The organism is Pseudonocardia sp. DSM 110487 (assembly GCF_019468565.1).
Lineage (GTDB): Bacteria > Actinomycetota > Actinomycetes > Mycobacteriales > Pseudonocardiaceae > Pseudonocardia.
This window is the reverse complement of the sequence record NZ_CP080521.1, coordinates 432,100-452,606: the sequence shown is the minus strand read 5'-3', so window position 1 is coordinate 452,606 and position 20,507 is coordinate 432,100. Positions and strand designations below refer to the sequence as shown.

21 protein-coding genes are annotated in these 20,507 nt (G+C 71.4%); 12 read left to right on the top strand and 9 right to left on the bottom strand.

Going from position 1 to position 20,507, the window contains the following annotated elements:
- Positions 1-10: 10 nt before the first annotated feature.
- On the bottom strand, positions 11-547 hold the full coding sequence (locus K1T35_RS01895; RefSeq protein ID WP_220258474.1) for a nucleotidyltransferase domain-containing protein: 537 nt from the start codon (positions 545-547) through the stop codon (positions 11-13).
- A 329-nt stretch (positions 548-876) separates the two neighbouring features.
- Positions 877-1,317 (bottom strand): VOC family protein, encoded by a 441-nt coding sequence (locus K1T35_RS01890; protein ID WP_220258473.1) that lies wholly within the window; start codon positions 1,315-1,317, stop codon positions 877-879.
- A gap of 169 nt (positions 1,318-1,486) precedes the next feature.
- On the opposite strand from K1T35_RS01890, the gene K1T35_RS01885 reads away from it, so the two are divergent.
- Positions 1,487-2,101 carry a maleylpyruvate isomerase family mycothiol-dependent enzyme gene (locus tag K1T35_RS01885; RefSeq protein ID WP_220258472.1) on the top strand — a complete coding sequence of 205 codons (615 nt, stop codon included), beginning with the start codon at positions 1,487-1,489 and terminating at the stop codon, positions 2,099-2,101.
- Here K1T35_RS01885 and K1T35_RS01880 read toward each other — a convergent pair.
- Positions 2,030-3,646: an MFS transporter gene (locus K1T35_RS01880; protein WP_220258471.1), complete on the bottom strand. Its 1,617-nt coding sequence runs from the start codon at positions 3,644-3,646 to the stop codon at positions 2,030-2,032. The two genes, K1T35_RS01885 and K1T35_RS01880, sit on opposite strands and share 72 nt — an antisense overlap.
- Before the next feature lie 55 nt (positions 3,647-3,701).
- Between K1T35_RS01880 and soxR the strand changes: the two genes are divergently transcribed.
- Both soxR and K1T35_RS48645 read left to right on the top strand, forming a co-directional pair.
- Positions 3,702-4,223, top strand: a complete 522-nt coding sequence (gene soxR, locus K1T35_RS01875) for a redox-sensitive transcriptional activator SoxR (protein WP_255621479.1) — start codon at positions 3,702-3,704, stop codon at positions 4,221-4,223.
- Between the two features lie 68 nt (positions 4,224-4,291).
- On the top strand, positions 4,292-4,417 hold the full coding sequence (locus K1T35_RS48645) for a hypothetical protein (RefSeq protein ID WP_255621478.1): 126 nt from the start codon (positions 4,292-4,294) through the stop codon (positions 4,415-4,417).
- On the opposite strand, the gene K1T35_RS01870 is transcribed toward K1T35_RS48645, so the two are convergent.
- Positions 4,383-5,570 (bottom strand): Cmx/CmrA family chloramphenicol efflux MFS transporter, encoded by a 1,188-nt coding sequence (locus tag K1T35_RS01870; RefSeq protein WP_220262324.1) that lies wholly within the window; start codon positions 5,568-5,570, stop codon positions 4,383-4,385. The genes K1T35_RS48645 and K1T35_RS01870 overlap by 35 nt on opposite strands.
- 188 nt (positions 5,571-5,758) lie before the next feature.
- Here K1T35_RS01870 and K1T35_RS01865 point away from each other — a divergent pair, with 188 nt between their 5' ends.
- Positions 5,759-6,172 (top strand): VOC family protein, encoded by a 414-nt coding sequence (locus K1T35_RS01865; protein ID WP_370645293.1) that lies wholly within the window; start codon positions 5,759-5,761, stop codon positions 6,170-6,172.
- On the opposite strand, the gene K1T35_RS49695 is transcribed toward K1T35_RS01865, so the two are convergent.
- Positions 6,064-6,495 (bottom strand): DUF1707 domain-containing protein, encoded by a 432-nt coding sequence (locus tag K1T35_RS49695; protein WP_370645492.1) that lies wholly within the window; start codon positions 6,493-6,495, stop codon positions 6,064-6,066. The two genes, K1T35_RS01865 and K1T35_RS49695, sit on opposite strands and share 109 nt — an antisense overlap.
- Before the next feature lie 78 nt (positions 6,496-6,573).
- Between K1T35_RS49695 and K1T35_RS01855 the strand changes: the two genes are divergently transcribed.
- On the top strand, positions 6,574-8,415 hold the full coding sequence (locus K1T35_RS01855) for a prolyl oligopeptidase family serine peptidase (protein ID WP_255621476.1): 1,842 nt from the start codon (positions 6,574-6,576) through the stop codon (positions 8,413-8,415).
- A 124-nt stretch (positions 8,416-8,539) separates the two neighbouring features.
- Here the strand turns inward: K1T35_RS01855 and K1T35_RS01850 are convergent, their stop codons facing one another.
- Positions 8,540-8,962 (bottom strand): organic hydroperoxide resistance protein, encoded by a 423-nt coding sequence (locus K1T35_RS01850; protein WP_220258467.1) that lies wholly within the window; start codon positions 8,960-8,962, stop codon positions 8,540-8,542.
- Positions 8,963-9,073: 111 nt separating this feature from the next.
- On the opposite strand from K1T35_RS01850, the gene K1T35_RS01845 reads away from it, so the two are divergent.
- Positions 9,074-10,120 carry a GNAT family N-acetyltransferase gene (locus K1T35_RS01845; protein WP_220258466.1) on the top strand — a complete coding sequence of 349 codons (1,047 nt, stop codon included), beginning with the start codon at positions 9,074-9,076 and terminating at the stop codon, positions 10,118-10,120.
- A 51-nt stretch (positions 10,121-10,171) separates the two neighbouring features.
- Here K1T35_RS01845 and K1T35_RS01840 read toward each other — a convergent pair whose 3' ends face one another.
- Complete coding sequence (locus K1T35_RS01840) at positions 10,172-11,257, bottom strand: ABC transporter ATP-binding protein (protein ID WP_220258465.1); 1,086 nt, start codon at positions 11,255-11,257, stop codon at positions 10,172-10,174.
- Positions 11,258-11,508: 251 nt separating this feature from the next.
- On the opposite strand from K1T35_RS01840, the gene K1T35_RS01835 reads away from it, so the two are divergent.
- The 4 genes from K1T35_RS01835 to K1T35_RS01820 all read left to right on the top strand — a co-directional run bounded on the left by K1T35_RS01835 (position 11,509) and on the right by K1T35_RS01820 (position 15,931).
- Positions 11,509-12,918: an ABC transporter substrate-binding protein gene (locus K1T35_RS01835; RefSeq protein WP_220258464.1), complete on the top strand. Its 1,410-nt coding sequence runs from the start codon at positions 11,509-11,511 to the stop codon at positions 12,916-12,918.
- A 107-nt stretch (positions 12,919-13,025) separates the two neighbouring features.
- Positions 13,026-13,994 carry a carbohydrate ABC transporter permease gene (locus K1T35_RS01830; protein ID WP_220258463.1) on the top strand — a complete coding sequence of 323 codons (969 nt, stop codon included), beginning with the start codon at positions 13,026-13,028 and terminating at the stop codon, positions 13,992-13,994.
- Positions 13,991-14,908 carry a carbohydrate ABC transporter permease gene (locus K1T35_RS01825; protein ID WP_220258462.1) on the top strand — a complete coding sequence of 306 codons (918 nt, stop codon included), beginning with the start codon at positions 13,991-13,993 and terminating at the stop codon, positions 14,906-14,908. The genes K1T35_RS01830 and K1T35_RS01825 overlap by 4 nt, the downstream gene beginning before the upstream one ends.
- Positions 14,909-14,929: 21 nt before the next feature.
- Entirely contained in the window at positions 14,930-15,931 is a 1,002-nt protein-coding gene (locus tag K1T35_RS01820) for a LacI family DNA-binding transcriptional regulator (RefSeq protein ID WP_220258461.1), read from the top strand.
- On the opposite strand, the gene K1T35_RS01815 is transcribed toward K1T35_RS01820, so the two are convergent.
- Positions 15,928-16,836 carry a hypothetical protein gene (locus tag K1T35_RS01815; protein WP_220258460.1) on the bottom strand — a complete coding sequence of 303 codons (909 nt, stop codon included), beginning with the start codon at positions 16,834-16,836 and terminating at the stop codon, positions 15,928-15,930. The two genes, K1T35_RS01820 and K1T35_RS01815, sit on opposite strands and share 4 nt — an antisense overlap.
- A gap of 231 nt (positions 16,837-17,067) precedes the next feature.
- On the opposite strand from K1T35_RS01815, the gene K1T35_RS01810 reads away from it, so the two are divergent.
- Together K1T35_RS01810 and K1T35_RS01805 are read left to right on the top strand one after the other, a co-directional pair.
- A complete protein-coding gene (locus K1T35_RS01810; protein ID WP_220258459.1) occupies positions 17,068-18,297 on the top strand; it encodes an MFS transporter in 1,230 nt (409 codons plus the stop codon).
- Between the two features lie 89 nt (positions 18,298-18,386).
- Positions 18,387-19,340: an endonuclease/exonuclease/phosphatase family protein gene (locus tag K1T35_RS01805; RefSeq protein ID WP_220258458.1), complete on the top strand. Its 954-nt coding sequence runs from the start codon at positions 18,387-18,389 to the stop codon at positions 19,338-19,340.
- A 42-nt stretch (positions 19,341-19,382) separates the two neighbouring features.
- Here K1T35_RS01805 and K1T35_RS01800 read toward each other — a convergent pair whose 3' ends face one another.
- Positions 19,383-20,501: an aspartate-semialdehyde dehydrogenase gene (locus tag K1T35_RS01800; protein ID WP_220258457.1), complete on the bottom strand. Its 1,119-nt coding sequence runs from the start codon at positions 20,499-20,501 to the stop codon at positions 19,383-19,385.
- Positions 20,502-20,507: the final 6 nt, after the last annotated feature.

Here is a 20,507-nt window from a genome sequence, read left to right as displayed (position 1 = left end):
GGCGAGCGGGTCAGAAGTGTGTAGTGATGCCGAAGGCGTCACGTAACTGGGCCATGTCGTGGCGGTCTCGGTCGGTGGGCTCGTAGCCCTGGTGGAAGTAGACCTGCTGTTCCGCTGACAAGCAGGGAACGGTGACGTTCTGAATCTCGCCCGTGACAAAGCAGGCAGCCGGGTAGATGAACGGGCGCGCCCGGTCCGGCGAAGCCTGGATTGCGCTCCCGTCAGGTGCGAAGACCAGGGGATGCAGGTCGATCGCGCGTCCCTGTACGTCTGCAACGACGAAGCGCACGGGCCGCCAGTCGAGAGACTCACTAAAGCCGGCTTCGGCGAGCACCTCGACGACAACCCGCTCCTGTTCCCGACGGTGCATGAGATCCAGGTCGCGGTGATTACGGGTCTGGGTCCTCAGCAAGGCGTCGATGCCCCAGCCGCCACCGATCCAGATCTCCGTCCCGGCCTTTCCCAGCACCTCCAAGATCTCCAGCACATCCTCGCCAGTCATCAGCGGCGGGTCCCTCCTCTGTCGCGCCGACTCCCAGACTTCCACGTATGGACGGCAGGTAATTTGTCTATCCGAGCATGTCCTCGCCGGACGGGCAGGTCGACGGGATGCCACACCGAACCCCCTCCGTGCGGGACGCGCGGTCGCCGGGGCGTCAAAAGGCACCATCCGCCGTCATCAGAGGTGGCAGGCGCCGACACTGACCAGCACCGTGACCAGCGGAACAGTACGGAGCGCTTCTCGATACAACGCAGGACGGGCGTTCGGGACGAAGAGGTTGCAGGTTCAGATCCTGTCACCCCGACGCAGGTCAGAGGCCTGTCGTAGACGATCCGGTGGGGCCTCCGGCGTTGGTACAGCTGCGAATGCAACGGTCATTCGTCGGCGCGTGGCTCGTAGCGACGCTCGTCGTCGACGGGACTCTTCAGGCCGACCTCGTTGCCGTCGGGGTCGATGAGGATCGCGTAGCGAGAGCCCCAGAACGCGTCGTGCGGCGGCCGGCCGACCCGGTGTCCCGCCTCCTGGGCCCCGCGGTAGATGCGGTCGACGTCGTCGCGGCTGTCGACGAGCAAGCCGATGACGATGTTGCCCTCCCCGCGTCCGGCGTCGAAGTGGCTGTGCCAGATGCGCGCCATCTCGTAGTTGTCAAAGGCGAGGTAGTGGCCGCCGGGCATCGGCACCTCGGTGTGCCTGGCTCCGGATCCCGGTGGCCACTCGAAGGCATCGGGCACATCCAGCCCGAGCAACCGGTAGAAGGCGATCGTCGCGTCCATGTCCCGCACGAGGACGTTGATGTGCCCGAACGTCGTCGTCATGCCTGGCCTCCGGTGCGGCGGAGATCGTCTCGGCGGTACAGCAGCAAAGTACAGCGACTACCCGCATCCGCACGAGTCACCGACTCTGCGCCTTTCGTCGTGAGCGATGAATCTCCGCTGACCCGCGCGACTCACCTGTCGAACGCGACGACCTGGCTGGAGGAGAAACGTGGGAGATGTCTGGTCGCTGGTGCACGCGGAGCGCGCGGCCCTGATCGACGACCTCGAGCGGCTCGACACAGGCAGCTGGGAGGTGCCATCGCTCTGCCCGGGCTGGACCGTGCACGACGTCGTCGCGCATCTGGTCGACACGGCTCGGACGACGCGCCTCGGTTTCGTGGTGGGTCTTGCCCGCGCCGGGTTCGACTTCGACCGGCAGAACGCCCGCGGCGTGGAGCGCGAACGCGCGTCCTCGCCCCAGGAGACGTTGGAGCGGCTCCGGCGGGTGGCGTCGCGGACGTCGACCCCTCCCGCGCCCCTCGACACCCGCCTCGTCGAGGAGGTCGTGCACGGTGAGGACATCCGCCGCCCGCTGGGGCTCACCCGGTCCTATCCGGAGGAGGCCGTCGTCAGGGCGCTTCGCCTCCAGGCCCGCACCCCGGCGTCCTTCGGTGGAGCCAAGGAGCTGGTGGCGCGGGTCCGGCTGACGGCGACGGACGCGGACGTGTCGATCGGGAACGGTCCGGAGCTGACCGGCACCGCCCTCTCCCTGCTACTGGCCGTCTCCGGGCGGCAGGTGGCGGTGGACGACCTCGCCGGGCCGGGGGTCGATGCGCTGCGCTGACCCCGAGTCGCGCCCTCGTACTCCGCGCCGACCGGGCCGCCGGAGCGTCAGCACCAGCGCCGCGATGACCACCATCAGCACCGCGCTCACGAGCGCCGTCACGTGGAACCCCGAGGTGAAGGCGGCGCGGGCGGCGGTGAGCAACGGATCTCCGAGGAACGGGGGCAGCTCGCCCGCGGCTGCCGCGGCGGCACCGAGGTTGTCGCGGACGGCTTGTGCCGCGTCGTGCGGCACGCCGACCGGCACCGCGGTGGTCATCGCCTCGCGGTAGACGGCGGTGATGATGCTGCCGAGCACGGCCACGCCGAAGGCGCCGCCGATCTGGGGCGCGGTCGAGGAGATCGCCGCCGCCGCGCCCGCACGCTGGACCGGCGCCGACCCGACCACCATGTCCGTGGCCAGCGCCATCATCGGACCGAGACCTGCCGAGACGATGATCGCTCCCACCACGAGGCGCACGAGGTCGTGGGCGGGGGCGACCGTGGCGAGAACCAGGTACCCGGCCGACGACACGACGAGCCCGGTGCCGATCACGACGGGTGCCGGCACGCGCCGCGCGATCCGGGGTGCCAGCAGCGACCCGGCGATCACGCCCGCGGCGGAAGGGGCCGTCCACAGCCCGGCGTTCAACGGGGACAGGCCTGCGACGAGCTGCAGGTACTGGGCGATCGCGTAGTTCGATCCCCACAGCACGAAGATCCCGAACGTCAAGGTGGCGGCCGCGGTGCGGAACGCGCGATCGGCGAACAGCCCGAGGTCGATCAGCGGGTCGGCAAGCCGGCGCTGGCGGCGCACGAACAGCACGGCCATCCCGATCCCGGCGATCACGGCCGCGATCGGCACCGGGTTGAACCCGTCGGCCGCGACCTGCTTGAGTCCGTAGACGACCGGCAGCACGGCGAGCAGCGCCAGCAGCGCGCTCGCGATGTCCAGGTGGCCCGCGTGGGCATCACGGTGCTCGGGGAGCAGCAGCGGGCCCGCCACCAGCAGCACCGCCATCACGGGCGTGGCCAGCAGGAACGCCGATCCCCACCAGAAGTGTTCGAGCAGCCAGCCGCCCACGAGCGGGCCGATCGCCGTGCCGCCGGAGACGCTGGCGACGATCACCCCGATCGCCACCGCGCGCTGGTGGGCGTCGCGGAACATCGCCGCGGTCAGCGAGAGCGTCGAGGGCATGAGCGTCGCGCCGGTGACCCCCATCAGTGCCCGCGCGGCGATCAGCAGCTCGGGACTCGGCGCGTACGCGGCGAGCACGGACGCGAGGCCGTATCCGACAGCGCCGATCAGCAGGACCTTGCGCCGCCCGATCCGGTCACCGAGGGCACCGATGGGGATCAGCACCGCGGCGAGCAGGAACGCGTAGACATCGACGATCCACAGCAGCTGCGTGCTGCTGGCCGCCAGGTCCGCGGCGATGGCGGGAAGCGCCAGGTGGGTCACGGTGAGTTCGAGGGATGCGAGCAGAGCCGGGAGGGCGAGCACGGCGAGTCCGATCCACTCGCGCATCCCGGCCTGTTCGCCGCTCAGCGCGGCAGAGTCGGTCATGACCTCAAGGGTGGAACCTCAAGAATGGTTGAGGTCAAGGAGCTATCCTCGTGGGGTGACCGACACGCCACCCGCCGCCGAGCTCACCGTCGGCCAGGTCGCGGCCCGCTCGGGCGTCGCCGTGAGCGCCCTGCACTTCTACGAGGAGAAGGGCCTCATCTCGAGCCGCCGCACCAGCGGCAACCAGCGCCGCTACCCCCGGGAGACGCTGCGGCGCGTCGCCGTGATCCGCGTGGCCCAGCGCGTGGGCATCCCGCTGCGGATGGTCAAGGAAGCGTTCGCCACGCTGCCCGACGGGCGCACGCCCGACCGGGAGGACTGGGCACGGCTGTCCGCCGCGTGGTGCGACGAGCTCGACACCCGCATCGAACAGCTCGCCCGGCTGCGCAACAACCTGGCCGACTGCATCGGCTGCGGCTGCCTCTCCCTCGACCGTTGCCTGCTGCGCAACCGCGACGACAAGCTCGGCGGGCAGGGCAGTGGCCCACGGCGGCTGCTCACGCGGGCACTCCGCCACGAGGAGGACCTAGCCCGGCGACCGCGCGCCGCGGACGGGCCCAACCTGCGGATCCGCTGAGAGCCCGATACGGCGAGGTTGCTACCGTCGAGGCTGATCGGCAGATCCCCCCGCGGAGGAAACGGCACATGAACACGCCATACGACTGGATCCTGGACTACTGGACGGTCACGATCTTCCTCCCCACCGTCCTGCTGCTCATCGCCGTTCTGGCGGTCATCACGCGGATCTCGGACCGGAGGTCGGAGAAGTAACCGACCGCATCGCCGCGTCGGTGACGCGCACGAGCGCGGCGATCGCCAGCGCGGCGGTGACCAGTGCCGCGCTCACCCACAGCGGCGCGCTCAGACCGAGACCGGCCGCGATCGTGATCCCGCCGATCCACGGGCCGGCGGCCGCGCCGACGTTCAACGACGCCGTCGCGAAGCTCCCCGCGAGGTTCGGCGCGTCCGAGCCCGCGTAGAGCACGCGGGCGATCAGCGTGCTCCCCACGGCGAACGCGAGCATCCCCAGCAACGGGACGAGCACGACGGTCGCGACGACGTTGTCGGACGCGAGCGCGAACGCGACCCACCCGATGGCGAGCGCGGTTCCACCGCCCACGACCACGGGCCCGGGACGGGTGTCGGACCACCGGGCGGCGAGCCGGACACCGAGGAACGACCCGGCGCCGAACAGGGCGAGCATCGCGGGAACCCACCCGGCGTCGATCCCGGCGACATCGGTGAGCACCGGGGAGAGGAAGGTGAACGAGCAGAACGTCGCCCCGTTGACGAGCGCGCCGAGCAGCAGCACCACCAGCAGCCGCGGCCGCCGCAGTACCCGGACCTCGCCGCGCGCGCTCGGCGGGGTCGCCCCCGACCTGTCCTTCGGCACCGAGGTGAGCACCGCGACGATGGCGGGGAGGCAGAGCAGCGCGACGGCCCAGAAGGCCGAGCGCCACCCCCACAGACCGCCGAGGACCGCCCCGCCGGGGACGCCTGCCACGCAGGCGATCGTGGTCCCGGCGAGCAGCACCGCGAGCGCGCGCCCCTTCGCGTCGGGCGGCACGATGCTCGTGACCGTGGCCAGCCCGACGGCGAGGAACCCGGCGTTCGCCAGTGCCCCGACCACACGGGTTGCGACCAGCACCTCGAAGCTGCCGGTCACGGCCGCGACGACGTGGGCGACCACGAACGCGGCGAGGAAGGCGACGAGCGCGAGCCGCCGGGGCCAGCGCATGGCGAGCAGCGCCATGAACGGCGCGCCGACCGCCATTCCGACCGCGAACGCCGAGGTCAGCAGGCCAGCTGCGGGTATGGAGACGGACAGCTCCGATGCGATGTCCGGCACGAGGCCGGCCACCATGAACTCGGACGTTCCCTGGGCGAAGACCGCGGTCCCGAGCAGGGGGACGACAGGCGGCAAGGACGGTTTCTGCACAGCGCGCTCCGTGGCGATGTCGACGAGGTCGGTGAAGGCCGGACCGGTCGAACGGCGCGGAAACGCAGGAACTGCGAGTACGAGGAAGGGGAGCCGGGCTCACCAGACCACCGATCGACCGGTGGTCAGGCTCTGGACGCCTCGGGGCTCGACATGATCGCGAGCCTAGTGCCATGCGGCCGATCAGCGCCACCGGCATACTGCGCAGGGTGGAGCGACCCGCGCTGACGCTGTCCGCCACCGTCCTCGACGCCCCGGATCCCCGCGCTCTCGCGGCCTTCTACCAGAGCCTGTTCGGCTGGCCGGTGGTGCAGGACGATCCCACGTGGGTCACGCTCCGTCCGCCGGGCGGCGGGCCGGGGCTGTCGTTCCAGCTCGAGGAGCTGTACGAGCGCCCCGCATGGCCCGCGGAACGGGATCGGCAGCAGATGCAGCTGCACCTGGACATCGAGGTCGAGGACCTCGACGGCGCCGTCGCCTACGCGCTCGAAGCGGGCGCGACGCTCGCGGAGTTCCAGCCGCAGGAGAACGTGCGGGTCATCCTGGACCCCGTCGGCCACCCGTTCTGCTTCTTCGTCAACGTCTGACCTGGAACGCAGTGGTCGCGCGGCCGGCCGCACTCGGAGTGCCGGGCCGATCCGTCACCGGTCGCGGGGCGGGCGGCCGATCCCGGCCACGTAGAGCACGGGATCGTCATGCCACCGCCGGTGTCGGAGAACACCGTCCTGCGCCCTGGCTCGGACGGGGATGCCGGGAGGTCGGCGGTGACGCGGGCGAGCTCGCCACGGGTGCGGGCGGCCCAGACGGATTTGACCCGCTCATCGAACTCGCCGAGGTCCAGCCGGCCGACGTCGTGGGCCAGCCGGAGCCGGTCCTGCACCTCGGTTCGCTCCGCGTCCGAGATGCGCATGTCCTCGGGTCGCACCGGCTCGGTCACGTTCGAATCATGGCAGAGAATCCACTCGACCGAGTGCGGCATGATCCCGGCGTGACCGAGCACCCCGTCGCCCCCGTTCCCGACCGCCTGTTCGACGACGAGCGCGAGGAACGCTGGCGCGCCCGGTTCACCGCGCCGCGGATGTCGCGGCCGGGATGGGCCCGCGACGCGCCGGACCGCTGCGCCTACACGTCGAACGCCAGCGGCACCACCGAGGTGTACGTGTGGGACCGCGCCACCGACCTGCACCGCCGGGTCACCGACCGGCGCAGCGGCACCCACATCGCCACGCTCCCGCCGGACGGTGGGACGGTCTGGTGGTTCGCCGACACCGACGGCGACGAGTTCGGGCACTGGGTGCGTGAACCGTTCGCCGGCCTGCCCACCGGGACCACGGCCGAGCCCGCGCTCCCGGCCGTCGAGGACGGCTACCCGGCCGGCCTGGAGATCGGGCGGGCCGTCGTGGCCGCCGGGACCTCGACCGACGACGGCACGAAGATCTGGCTGCGCCGCGGCGACGATCCCGCGGAGGTCGTCTACCAGCATGCGGAGGACGCGGGCGTCGGCGCGCTTTCTGAGGACGAGACGCTGCTCGCGATCAGCCACTCCGAGCACGGCGACTCGCGCCACCCCGCTGTCCGGGTCGTGCGCGTGTCCGACGGCGGCCTCGTCGCCGAGAAGTCTGACGGCCCGGGAAAGGGACTGACCCCGCTGGTGTTCGCCCCGGTCCGCGGGGACGGCCGGCTGCTGCTCCTGCACGAGCGCCATGGCCGCGAGGAACTGCTGCTGTGGGACGTACTCGCCGACACCGAGCGCGAGATCTCCCTCGACCTGCCCGGCGAGGTCTACGCCGACTTCCATCCCGATGCGAAGTTCCTGCTGGTCTGGCACACCGCGGTCGCCCGCACCAGGCTGTACCGCTACGCGCTGGAGGCCGGCGAGCTGACCGAGCTGCCGGTGGCGCCCGGGTGCGTCGGCTCCGCCGAGGTACGCCCGGACGGCACGGTCGAGTACACCTGCTCGTCGGCGGCCGAGCCGTCGACGGTGCGGGCGCTGCACCCGGACGGCACCGACCGCGTGCTCGTCGCGCCGCCGGGACCGCGCGCCCCGGGATCGGTGCCGGTGGAGGATCTGTGGGTGGACGGCCAGGGCGGGCGGGTGCACGCCCTCGTCGCCCACCCAACCGGCGTCGACGGACCAGCGCCCGCCGTGTTCGCCCTGCACGGCGGGCCGCACGCCGCCGACGAGGACCGGTTCAGCGCGGGCCGGGCAGCGTGGGTGGACGCCGGGTTCGTCGTCGTCGAGGTCAACTACCGCGGCTCCACCGGCTACGGCTCCACGTGGCGGGACGCCATCGAGGGCCGGCCGGGCCTGACCGAGCTGGAGGACGTCGCCGCGGTGTACGACCGCTGCGTGGCCGACGGCCTCGTGGACGCGCGGCGCTGCGTGGTGGAGGGCTGGTCGTGGGGCGGCTACCTCGCACTGCTGGCCGTCGGCACCCAGCCGGAGCGCTGGGCGGGCGCCGTCGCCGGGGTGCCGGTGGCCGACTACCTCGCCGCCTACGCGGACGAGATGGAGCAGCTGCGAGCGTTCGACCGCGCGCTCTTCAAAGGTTCTCCCGCGGAGCGCCCAGAGGCGTACCGCGAGGCGTCGCCGCTCACGTACGTCGACCGCGTGCGCGTGCCGGTGCTGGTGCTCGCGGGCGAGAACGACCCCCGGTGCCCGATCCGGCAGGTGGACAACTACCTGGACGCCCTCGCCGCCCGCGGCGACGTGCGGTACGAGGTGAGCCGCTTCGACGCGGGCCATGGGAGCCTCGTGGTGGAGGAGACACTCCGCCACGTGGCCACGGAGATCGGCTTCGCCCGCCGCGCCCTTCCGGTGCTCGAGTAGGGCCGACGCGCCGGCGTCGGCCCGTATCGAAGACCACCACCCACGCTCACCCCAGAAGCAGAGGGGTCTCGATACGCTCCGGCGCGGGGCGCCTCCGCTACTCGACCAGCGGGTCGGGGCATGGTCAGACCGTCGCCTTGAGCTCCACGTCGACATTGCCGCGGGTCGCCTTCGAGTAGGGGCAGACCTCGTGCGCCGCGGCCACCAGCTCGTCGGCCTGCGATTGCTCGAGGCCGGGCAGGTGGACGGTGAGCGTGGCGCCGATCGCGAAGCTCGTGGCGTCCTTGCTCAGGTCGATCGCCGCGTCGACCGTGGCGTCGTCGCTGATGCGCACGCCCTTGTTCCTGGCCACGAGGCGAAGGGCGCCGTGGAAGCAGGAGGCGTAGGCGGCCGCGAAGAGCTGCTCCGGGTTGGTCGCGCCACCGGGCCCACCGAGCGCGGGCGGCAGCTTGAGCTCGACGTCGAGCACACCGTCCGAGGTACGGACCCGTCCGTCACGACCGCCACCGGTCGAGGTCGCCTCCGCCGTGTACACCGCATTCGCCATCGCTGGTTCACCTTCCGCCACAGTTATGTTGTGCACAACATAACTCGCGCGCAGCGGGCCTGTCACGCACCGGTAGCGGATCGGAAACAAGGCGGGGGGACGCTGGCGGGCATGGCACTGTGGCGAATGCACGTCGAGCTCGAAGACCGTCCCGGTCGACTCGGCGGGTTGGCCACCACGGTCGGCGAGGCCGGCTGCAACATCCTCTCCCTCCACGTCGTCGGCGAACCGACCGATGACGGCGCGGTCACCGACGAACTGCTCGTGCAGGTACCCGAACGCATCGAGCCCACGGCGCTGGTCGACGCCGTCGAGGCCGCAGGCATCCCGTGCACGCTGCTGGTGCGCGCCGACGCCACGGAGCTGTCCGACCCGGCCACCACCGCGCTCGCGCTCGCGCGGATGGTCGTGGCCGACCCGGGCAGCGCACCGAGCGCGGTGGCCACGATGCTTCGGGCCCGCCTGATCGACCCGGCCGCGCCGCCGTCGGGGCACGTCCACACGCTGCGCGGGGGCACCCAGCAGATCCACGTCGGGCGCCCGTGGCCGTTCACGGCCACCGAGCTCTCGCGGGCCGCGGCGCTGCTGGAGCTCGCCACGCAGCTCGCGATGCGGGCGCCCGTCCGCAGCCTTGGCGCGGATCGCACCCTGCAGCTGCGCGACGGCTCGGAGGTGCGGCTGCGCACGGCCGATCCGGGCGACGGCCCGCTCGTGGCCGCGCTGCACGCCCGCTGCTCCCCTGCGTCTCGGCGCTCCCGCTACCTCAACCCGGCCCCGCGGCTGCAGCCCGACGAGCTGGCCGCGCTGCTCGGCCCGTCCGCCTCCCCCACCGCGCTGCAGGCCGTGCTGGCGGTCACCGCAGACGGCGGCAGCGCCGTCGGCATCGCGAACCTCGATCCGGAGCCGGACGTCTCCGGGGCGGCGAGGGCAGCCGTACTGGTCGAGGACGGATGGCAGGGCCGGGGGCTCGGCACGGCGCTGCTTCGCCACATCGCGGAGGTCGCCGCGGAGCGCGGGCTCGACGAGCTCGTCGGCTGCGCGCGCCCGGACGACGTCGGCATCACCCGGCTGATGCGCCGGGCAGGGCTGCGCCCGGCGGCGGAGATCCTCGGCACCGAGGTGCGGCTGCGCGCCGCTTTGCCCACTCCGGTCGGCTGAGCACAGACGTCGGCCCCTGGACCGGATCCGGTCCAGGGGCCGATGCGTGGATCAGATATCGACGCGTTCGCCGGTGTCGCCCGCGAACAGGTGCAGGTGGCCCTCGCGCGGCGCGAAGTGCAGCACAGAGCCCTTGTCGGGCGGGGTGCGGCCGTCGACGCGCGCGATGATCGCGCGGCGCTCGCCGCCTACCTTCGTGGTGCCATAGACGTAGGCGTCGGCGCCGAGCTCCTCGACGACGTCCACCTCGGTGGCCAGCCCGGCGCCTTCGGCGACGGGCTCCATGTCCTCGGGACGCACGCCGACGGTGATCGAGCGGGTGGACCCGACCTCCTCGACCGCCGAGCGCGGGATGTGGGTCTCCGCTCCGCCGAAGTGCAGCGTGTCGCCGTCCAGCTCGACCTGGAGCAGGTTCATGGCGGGGGAGCCGATGAAGCCCGCGACGAACACGTTGGCCGGCTTGTCGTACATCGCGCGCGGCGTGTCGACCTGCTGCAGGAGCCCGTCCTTCAGCACGGCGACCCGGTCGCCCATCGTCATCGCCTCGACCTGGTCGTGGGTGACGTAGACCGTGGTGATCTCCAGCCGGCGCTGCAGCGAGGCGATCTGGGTACGGGTGGAGACGCGCAGCTTGGCGTCCAGGTTGGACAGCGGCTCGTCCATGCAGAACACCTTGGGCTCCCGGACGATCGCCCGGCCCATCGCGACGCGCTGGCGCTGACCGCCGGAGAGGGCCTTCGGGCGGCGCTCGAGGTAGTCCTCGAGGTCGAGGATCTTCGCCGCTTCCTGCACCCGCTTCCGGATCTCGTCCTTCGGCCGACCGGCGATCTTGAGCGCGAAGCCCATGTTCTCCGCCACGGTCATGTGCGGGTACAGCGCGTAGTTCTGGAAGACCATCGCGATGTCGCGGTCCTTCGGGGGGACGCGCGTGACGTCACGGCCGCCGATGTGGATGGAGCCCTGGTCGATGTCCTCGAGCCCCGCGAGCATCCGCAGCGACGTGGACTTGCCGCATCCGGATGGCCCGACCAGTACGAGGAACTCGCCGTCGGCGACCTCCAGGTCGAGCGAGTCGACCGCGGGCTTGGTGGACCCCGGGTAGATGCGGGTCGCCTTGTCATAGGTCACAGCAGCCATGCTGTGCTCCTTCCACCGGCAGGAACGTGCCGGACGATCCGAGTGAGAGGGAGTAAAGCGCTTGCAGCCTGCCATGGCAGGTGTCCCGAGGAGAAGACCTAACACGAAGCGTAAGTGATCGACTACCTAGCGTCGGAGTTACGGCATCGTTACCGCGCCTTGTTGCTCCTGGCGATGCGTAAACGCTTTCATGACGCGGTCTCACGGGACGGGTGCCTGCCCGTTCCATCCCCATCGACGCGGAGGGTGCGATGCCAGCCCCGAAGTCCGGATCGATCCTGCGGAGACCGTCGCGCGGCACGGCCCTCATCAGCGCCGCGCTGGGCCTCAGCCTCGTGCTCGCCGGATGCGGCGGCAGCAACGTCGCGGGAGGTGGCGGTGGGAACCCCGCCGCCTCGAGCCAGGACTGCGCGCCGTTCGCGCAGTACGGTGACCTGTCCGGCACCCGGGTCACGATCTACACCTCGATCGTGTCACCCGAGGACCAGCCGCACATCGACTCGTACCGGCCGTTCGAGGAGTGCACCGGCGCGCAGATCGTCTACGAGGGCTCGAAGGAGTTCGAGGCCCAGCTGCCGGTGCGTGTACAGGGGGGTTCGCCACCTGACATCGCCTACGTCCCGCAGCCGGGCCTGCTGAACACGCTCGTCACGCAGAACCCCGGCGCGGTGAAGCCGGCCCCGCAGGCGGTCGTCGCGAACGTCGACCAGTACTACTCCGAGACCTTCAAGGCCGCGGGCAGCGTCGACGGCACCCTCTACGGCGCCCCGCTCGGCTCGAACGTGAAGTCCTATGTCTGGTACTCGCCGCAGGAGTTCACGGAGAAGGGCTACGCCGTCCCCCAGACCTGGGACGAGATGGTGACGCTCTCGAACCGCATCGTCGCCGACGGCGGCAAGCCGTGGTGCGCGGGCATCGGCTCCGGTGACGCAACGGGCTGGCCGCTCACCGACTGGCTCGAGGACGTGATGCTGCGCGAGAACGGGCCCGAGGTCTACGACCAGTGGGTCTCGCACGCCATCCCGTTCAACGACCCGCGTGTGGTGCGGGCGCTCGACCGCGTCGGCTCGATCCTGAAGAACCCCGACTTCGTGAACGGCGGCCTCGGCGACGTCGCCTCGATCGCCACCACGACCTTCCAGGACGGCGGCCTGCCGATCCTCGACGGGACCTGCTACATGCACCGCCAGGCCAACTTCTACGCGGCCAACTTCCCCGAGGGCACCGACATCTCGGAGAACGGGCAGGCCTTCGCGTTCGAGCTGCCGTCGATCAACCAGGGCGGGCAGCAGACGATCCTCGTCGGCTCCGAGTTCGTCGCCGCGTTCTCCGACCGTCCCGAGGTGCAGGCGTTCCAGGCGTACCTGTCCTCGCCGGAGTGGGCCAACGCGAAGGCGAGGGCCGGTAGCGACCTCGGCCAGAGCGGCTGGATCAGCGCCAACACCGGGCTGGACCCGAACAACCTGTCCAACCCGATCGACCGGCTCTCGGCCGAGATCCTGCAGGACCAGAACAACACCTTCCGGTTCGACGGCTCCGACCTCATGCCTGCGGCGGTTGGCTCCGCGTCGTTCTGGCGGGGCATGACGGACTGGATCACCGGTCAGAGCACCACGGACTCGCTGAACTACATCGAACAGTCCTGGCCCGGCTCTTCCTGACGGGCCTCAGCGAGATCCCCGCGCCGGGACGGACGCGATACGTCCGTCCCGGCGCGCTCCGTGCTGATTCTCGGGCCCGCAAGTGACCGTTCGGAGGTGAGCCGGCTGTGACCCTGCTCGACAAACTGCTCCAACTGCTGGTCGCGGTGGCCGTGTTCGCCGCCGTGATGGGCGTGGTCCTGCTCGTCGCCGACCGCGCAAGAGGGCGTCGGACCGACCTGGTGTCCGGCCTCGCGTTCGTGGCCCCCGCCGTGCTTCTCCTGGTCATCGGGCTGCTCTACCCGGCGAGCCGCACGGCGGCGCAGTCCTTCCTCGACGCCAGCAGCGCGAACTTCGTCGGGCTTGACAACTACATCCGGATCTTCACCCAGCCCGATCTCGTGATCGTGCTGCGCAACACGCTGCTCTGGGTGGTGATCGCCCCGATCCTCTCCACGGCGATCGGGCTGGTCTACGCGGTGCTGGTGGACCGCACCCGGTTCGAGGCGTTCGCGAAGGCCCTGATCTTCCTGCCGATGGCGATCTCGCTGGTCGGCGCCTCGATCATCTGGAAGTTCGTGTACGCCTACCGCCCGAACCAGCAGAACATCCAGCAGATCGGGCTGGTCAACCAGGTACTGGTCTGGCTCGGCTTCGAGCCGGTGAACTTCATCCTCGCCGAGCCGTGGAACAACCTGCTGCTGATCGTCGTGATCATCTGGATCCAGGCAGGCTTCGCGATGACACTGCTCTCGGCCGCGATCAAGGCCATCCCGAGCGACATCATCGAGGCGGCCCGCCTGGACGGCGTCGGCGGCGTGCGGCTGTTCTTCTACATCACCCTGCCGAGCATCCGGCCCGCCGTGGTCGTCGTGATCACCGCGATCAGCATCGCCGTGCTGAAGGTCTTCGACATCGTCCGCACGATGACCGGCGGCCAGTTCGGCACCAGCGTGGTGGCCAACGAGTTCTACCTGCAGAGCTTCCGGCTCTCCGACCTGGGCATGGGCTCGGCGCTGGCCATGATCCTCTTCGTCCTCGTCGTACCGATCGTCATCTACAACGTGCGGCAGATGCGGAAGGTGGACGCGCGATGACCGTGATCGACACCAAGGACACCGGCGCCGGGCCGGACCTGGTCACCGCGGCAACCACCCGCTCGGCGGGGGCGAAGAAGGGCCTCACCTCGCCGTGGGCCTCGATCGCCGCGCTCGTCATCGCCGTACTGTGGACCATCCCGACGTTCGGGCTGTTCCTGTCCTCGTTCCGCCCGGAGCGCGACGTCCAACGAACCGGCTGGTGGACGTTCCTCGCCAACCCGAACCTGACGCTCGACAACTACTCGAGGGTGCTGTTCGGTGGCAGCCAGCCGCTGGCGGGGTTCTTCGTCAACTCGATCATGGTCACCCTCCCGGCGGTGCTCATCCCGATCATCCTGGCCACGACGGCGGCGTACGGATTCGCGTGGACGCGGTTCCCGCTGCGGGACACGCTGTTCGTGGCGATCTTCGCGCTGCAGATCGTGCCGCTCCAGGTCGCCCTGATCCCGCTCCTGGAGATCTTCGTCGGCACCGGCCTGAACGGGACGTTCTGGACGGTCTGGATCGCGCACTCGACCTTCGCCCTCCCGCTTGCGATCTTCCTGCTGCACAACTCGATGCGGGAGATCCCTGAGGAGCTGGTGGAGGCCGCGCGGGTGGACGGAGCGGGCCACGTCCGGATCTTCCTGACGATCATGCTGCCCCTGATGAAGCCCGCGATAGCGGCATACGCCGTGTTCCAGTTCCTGTGGGTGTGGAACGACCTGCTGGTTGCGCTCGTGTTCGCGGGCGGAACCACGGATGTCGCACCGCTCACGGTGCGCGTGGCCGAGCTTGCTGGCACCCGCGACTCGGACTGGCACCTGCTCGCGTCCGGCGCGTTCGTGTCGATCATCATCCCGTTGATCGTCTTCTTCGCGCTCCAGCGCTACTTCGTCCGCGGCCTGCTGGCCGGCAGCGTCAAGGGCTGATCCGAGACACCAGGGTCTGCCGTGAGCACGATCAAGGACGTCGCGGAGGCAGCGGGGGTCTCCATCGCGACGGTCTCGCGCGCGCTGCACGGGCTGCCCCGGGTCTCGGAGGCCACCCGGCAGCGGGTACTCGCGGCCGCCGCTGAGCTGCGGTACGTGGCGTCGCCCAGCGCGGCGAGCCTCGCGAGCGGCCAGACGAACGCGATCGGTGTGGTCGCACCGTTCGTCAACCGCTGGTACTTCGCGGCGATCGTGCACAGCGCCGAGGAGCGGCTCCGCAAGGCGGGCTACGACCTGCTGCTCTACAGCCTCGGCACCGACGCCCTCGAGCGCAGGCGCGCGTTCTCGGGCACGCTGCTGCGCAAGCGCGTCGACGGGGTGCTCGTGCTCGGCCTGCACCCCGCCGAGGAGGAGGTCGCGGCGCTCTCCACGGTTGGCGGCCCGGTCGCGATCGTGGGCGCGGACGTACCGGGCTGGGCGAGCGTCCGCATCGACGACGAGGGCGCCGCACGGTGCGCCGTGCGGCACCTGCTCGATCTCGGCCACCAGCGCATCGGCTTCATCGGGGGCGATGACGAGCTGCACACGGCGATGCCCGCCGACCGGCGCGTCGGGTACCGGGCCGAGCTCGCCGGCGCCGGCCTGCCCGCGCTCCCCGAGCTCGAGGCCGTCGGCGGGTTCACGGTGACCGGAGGGCGCGCGGCCGCCAAACGCCTGCTCGGGCTGCCGGAGCCACCGACGGCGCTGTTCGCCGCCTCCGACGAGATGGCGATGGGTGCTGTGCAGGCGGTGCGCAGGTCCGGGCTCCGCGTACCGGAGGACGTGTCGGTGATCGGCATCGACGGCCACGAGATGGCGGATCTGCTGGACCTGACGACCGTGGCGCAGCCGGTCGTCGCACAGGGGGTGCTGGCGGCCGAGATGATCCTCACGGCGCTCACCGACCCGGAGCAACCCCTTCCGGCCGTCACCGTGCCCACCGAGCTGGTGGTGCGGGGCACCACGAGCTCCGCTGCCCGCTAGTTCCCCCCGGGAAGGCCGGGGATGGCGGGGATGGCCGGGCCGGTGTCGACCTGCGACGGGTCGGGCTCCTGGGCCGTGACCGGGATCCCGAACTCGAAGTACTCGATGCTGATCGTCGAGGTGGTCCGCCGGTTCCGCAGCATCTCCTGCAGCTGCGGGTTGTCGGCGAGCATATTGCTCATCTCGGGCGACGCGGCGAGGTCCGCGCCGCTCGTCTCGATGCTGACCTCGAAGCGCCGCACGCGCCCGTCCAGGTCGACGAACACCTGACCGGGCATCGGGCCCCCGGCCTGCAATGCGGCCTGGACCGGTCCGCCGTCGACGACGACACCGCTCGCGGCGGCGAGCCGCTGCGGGTCGATGGTGATCGCGTACTGGCGCACCTCCTCGCCGCGCACCTGCGCGGTGCCGACCTCGCGCACGTCGTCGGAGACCCCGCGCAGCAGGTCGAGCTGCTGGCTGGGGTCGTGCTGACCGACCGGCGTGTCCACCAGCTGCGAGAAGTCGAACCTGCGCCACCGGCTCTCCCCGGCGTTGCGCTCGTACAGGACGTTGTTGGTGAACACCACGTCCTGCGGGGGCACGGGGAACTGGGCGTCGGCGGTGGTGATCCGGCCGTCACCGACCTGGCGTTCGTAGTCGTAGGTGCCGGTGCCGCTCATCGTCCACGACGAGTCCCCGATGGGGCTGCCGGTGGTGGAGTAGGTCATCTCGAACGCGTAGCGGGACGAGCCCGCGGCCCGGGTGACGTCCGGCGCCTCGCGGGCGACCTCCGCTGCCGGCTTCGTCGCGAGCGGACCGCTCTCGGCGGGGGCGTCCCCCCCGCCGCATGCGGTGAGAACCGCGAGCGCCGCGGCACAGCCCGCGAGAGCCGCCCCGCCCCTGCGCACGGTGGTAATCGTCATCCGTCCCCTCCTCGTCGGGTCGAGCCGGCCGGACCGCCCCCCACTTCGCCGGCCCGGCCGACACTGGGATGGACCCGGCAGGAGCCTCGGCCGTTGTGCCGCAGTGACGTGGATCACGTCGATCTCCTGGTTACGATCCGCGGATCGATCAGCCAGGGAGCGTGATCGACCCGCCATGCCGATGCCGGAACTCGGTCGTGTTCTGTCGGGGGCCTGGCGCACCATGGGGCCGTGGACGTCGCCGCCGCGAAGGGCTTGAGCGCATACCGCACCGTCCTCGCCCTTCCCGGCGTCGCATCCGTCACCGCGGTGTCGTTCCTCGCCCGCCTGCCCGCGTCCGCAGCGGCGATCACACTCACGCTGCACGTGGTGCTCACCCTCGACAAGGGGTATGCGGCTGCGGGGGTCGTCGGCGCAGCGGCCACCGTCGGCATGGCGATCGGCGCACCGCTGCTCGGCCGGCTGGTCGACCGGCGCGGGCTGCGCCCGATGCTCGCAATCACGCTGTCCGCCCAGGCCGTGTTCTGGGGTGTCGCGCCGTTCCTGCCGTACTCGGCCCTGCTGGTGAGCGCCCTGATCGGTGGTCTGCTCGGCGTGCCGGTCTACTCCGTCACCCGGCAGTCGCTCGCCGTTCTCGTGCCCCCTGGGCGCAGGCGGCAGGCGTTCGCGCTCGACTCGATGTCGGTCGAGTTCTCGTACATCATCGGGCCGGCGATCGGCGCGGTGCTGGCGTTGCAGGTGTCGTCCACGGCCGCCATGTGGACGGTCGGCGCCGGTTGGCTGGTGGCGGGCGGTGTTCTCGCGCTGCTGAACCCGCCCACCCGCGTGGCGGACGCCGCGGACGGTGGGCCGCCCCCGCCCGTCCGGCAGTGGCTCGACCGGCGCCTGCTCGGGGCTCTGCTGGCCACCACGGCCGCGGTGATCGTCGTCTTCGGCACCGAGCTGTCGATGATCGCCGGTCTCCAGCTCGGCGGGCAGGCAGGCTGGATCCCGGTCGCCAACGCCGTGTGGTGCGTTGCGTCGCTCGTCGGCGGGTTCGCGTACGGCGCGGCCCGGCGTTCCCGCTCGCTCCCGCTGCTCGTCGGCGGCCTCGGGGTCGCGGCGCTCCCCGTCGCGTTGGCGGGCCCGTGGTGGTCCTACGCCCTCCTGCTCGTGCCCGTCGGGCTGCTGATCGCGCCCTCGATGGCCGCGAGCGCCGAGACCGTCAGCGCGCTGGCGCCCGAGCACGTTCGCGGGCTGGTCACCGGGCTCCACGGCTCGGCCATCACCATCGGCGCCACCGTCGCCACGCCGCTCGCCGGGCTCATCGTCGACATCGCCTCACCCGCCGTCGCGGTCCTCACCGTCGCCTCGGTGGGGATGGGCGCCGCCGCGCTGGTCGGGCTGCTCGGCCGGCGCGGCGGGAGTCTTCCGTCACCCCCTCAGCGGGTTCTCAACCGATTTAGGGAAGACTTGCGGTGATGACCGCACCCCCGGACCGGCTCCCCCCCGCTCCCCCGTCAGCTCCGCCATCGCGGGACGCGGGGCGCCGTGGGGGTACCACCCGATACGTGGTCGCGGCCGTGTTCGCGGTGGCCGTGGCGGTGCCGACCGTGCCGGACCTCCTGTTCGGGCTCGACCGGCGCAGCCCGTTCGCACAGCTCGTGTCGATGCGGCCGTGGATCCTCGGCGGGGTGCTCGTCCTGCTCGTGCTGCTGCTCATCGTGATGGTGTTCGAGCGCCGGGTGTGGCCGTTCGCCGCCGGTGTGCTGGCAGTGCTCCTCGTCGGCGGAGGGATCGTCCTCCCCCGCGTGCTGCCCGACACCGCACCCGCGCGAGGGGCCCCCTTCCGGGTGCTGGCGTTCAACACGTTCGAGGGCGGGGCGAACGCCGAACAACTCGCCGCCCTGATCGAGGACCAGCAACCGGACGCGGTGGCGATCAGCGAGTCCGGCCGCAACTTCGCCGACAAGCTCCAACCACTGGTCGAGCCGCTGGGCTACCAGGTGCACGTCACCACCATCGATCCCGCGGACGACGACGTCGAGGAAGTCACCGCCGTCGTGTCGGACCAGCTCGGCGAGGTCGAGGTCCGCATCGGCGACGAGACCTCCGCATTCCCCTACATCGAGGTGAGCGGTGGGGAGCTCGACGCGCTCCGCTTCGTCGCGTTCCACGCGGTGGCACCGGTGCCCGGCTCCGTGCCGGACTGGAACGCCGACCTCGCGCTGCTCTCCCGGTGGTGCTCCGGGCCGACCCCGGCCGTGATCGCGGGCGACTTCAACGCCACGCTGGACCACTCCGCGCTGCGCGACGGCACCACCGGTTGCGAGGACGCGGCAGCGCAGCGGGGCGCCGGGCTGATCCCGACCTGGGGCCCGAGCCAGGGAACCCGGCAGTTCGGCCCGCAGATCGACCACGTGTTCGCCACGGACGGCATCGCCGCCGAGACGTTCGACGTGCGCGACATCGAGGGCAGCGACCACCGCGCGATCATGGCGACGCTGCGCATCCAGAACTCGTGAGTGATGACGAGTGCCGACGCACTCGTCACCACTCACGGCTGGTCAGAGACTGACCGCCACCGTCTCCGCGATCTCGTAGGTGTTCAGGGCGGCGCCCTTGCGCAGGTTGTCGCCACAGACGAACAGCTCGAGCGTGTTGGGGAAATCGAGGGCCTGCCGGATCCGGCCGACCCAGGTGGGGTCGCCACCGACGGCGTCGGCAGGCGTGGGGAACTCGCCCGCCGCCGGGTCGTCGCGCAGCACGATCGACGGCTGCTCGGCGAGCACCTTGCGAGCCGCCTCCACCGTGACCTCGCGCGAGAAGGTGGCGTGCACCGCGAGCGAGTGAGTGGTGACCACCGGGACCCGAACGCACGTGGCGGACACCTTGAGGTCCGGGATGCCGAGGATCTTGCGGGCCTCGTTGCGGACCTTGAGCTCCTCCGACGCCCAGCCGTCCTCCTTGAGCGAGCCAGCCCACGGCACGACGTTGAGCGCGAGCGGCGCGGGGAACGGCGACGCCGCGGCGTCGAGCCCCGCAGCGGCGAGCGTCTCCGCGACGTCGCCGCCCCGCACCCCGACCTCCTTGCCCGCCACGGCGGAGAGCTCGGCGTAGAGCCGGTCGATGCCGCCCTGGCCCGCGCCGGACGCGGCCTGGTAGGAGGCCACGACCAGCGCTTCCAGGCCGAACTCGCGGTGCAGCGCGCCCATGGCGGCCATCATCGACAGCGTGGTGCAGTTGGGGTTGGAGATGATCCCCTTCGGCCGCTCGGAGGCCTTCTCGGCGTTCACCTCGGGCACCACGAGCGGCACGTCGGGGTCCATCCGGAAGGCGCCGGAGTTGTCCACGGCCACCGCGCCGCGCTCGGCCGCGATCGGCGCCCACTGCGCGCTGACCTCGTCGGGCACGTCGAACAGCGCGACGTCGACGCCGTCGAACACCTCGGGTGCCAGCGCCCGCACGGTGATGTCCTGCCCGCGCACCCGCAGCACCTTGCCCGCCGACCGAGCCGACGCGACGAGCCTGATCTCCGACCACGGCACGTTCTCGCGTGCGTCGATGATCTCGATCATCGTGCTGCCGACCGCCCCGGTGGCGCCGACGAGCGCGAGCACCGGGCCCCGCTCGTGGCGCCCGTGCTCGTGGCGGCCGTGCTCCTCGTGGGCGAATCCGTCGGTCATCCCGGT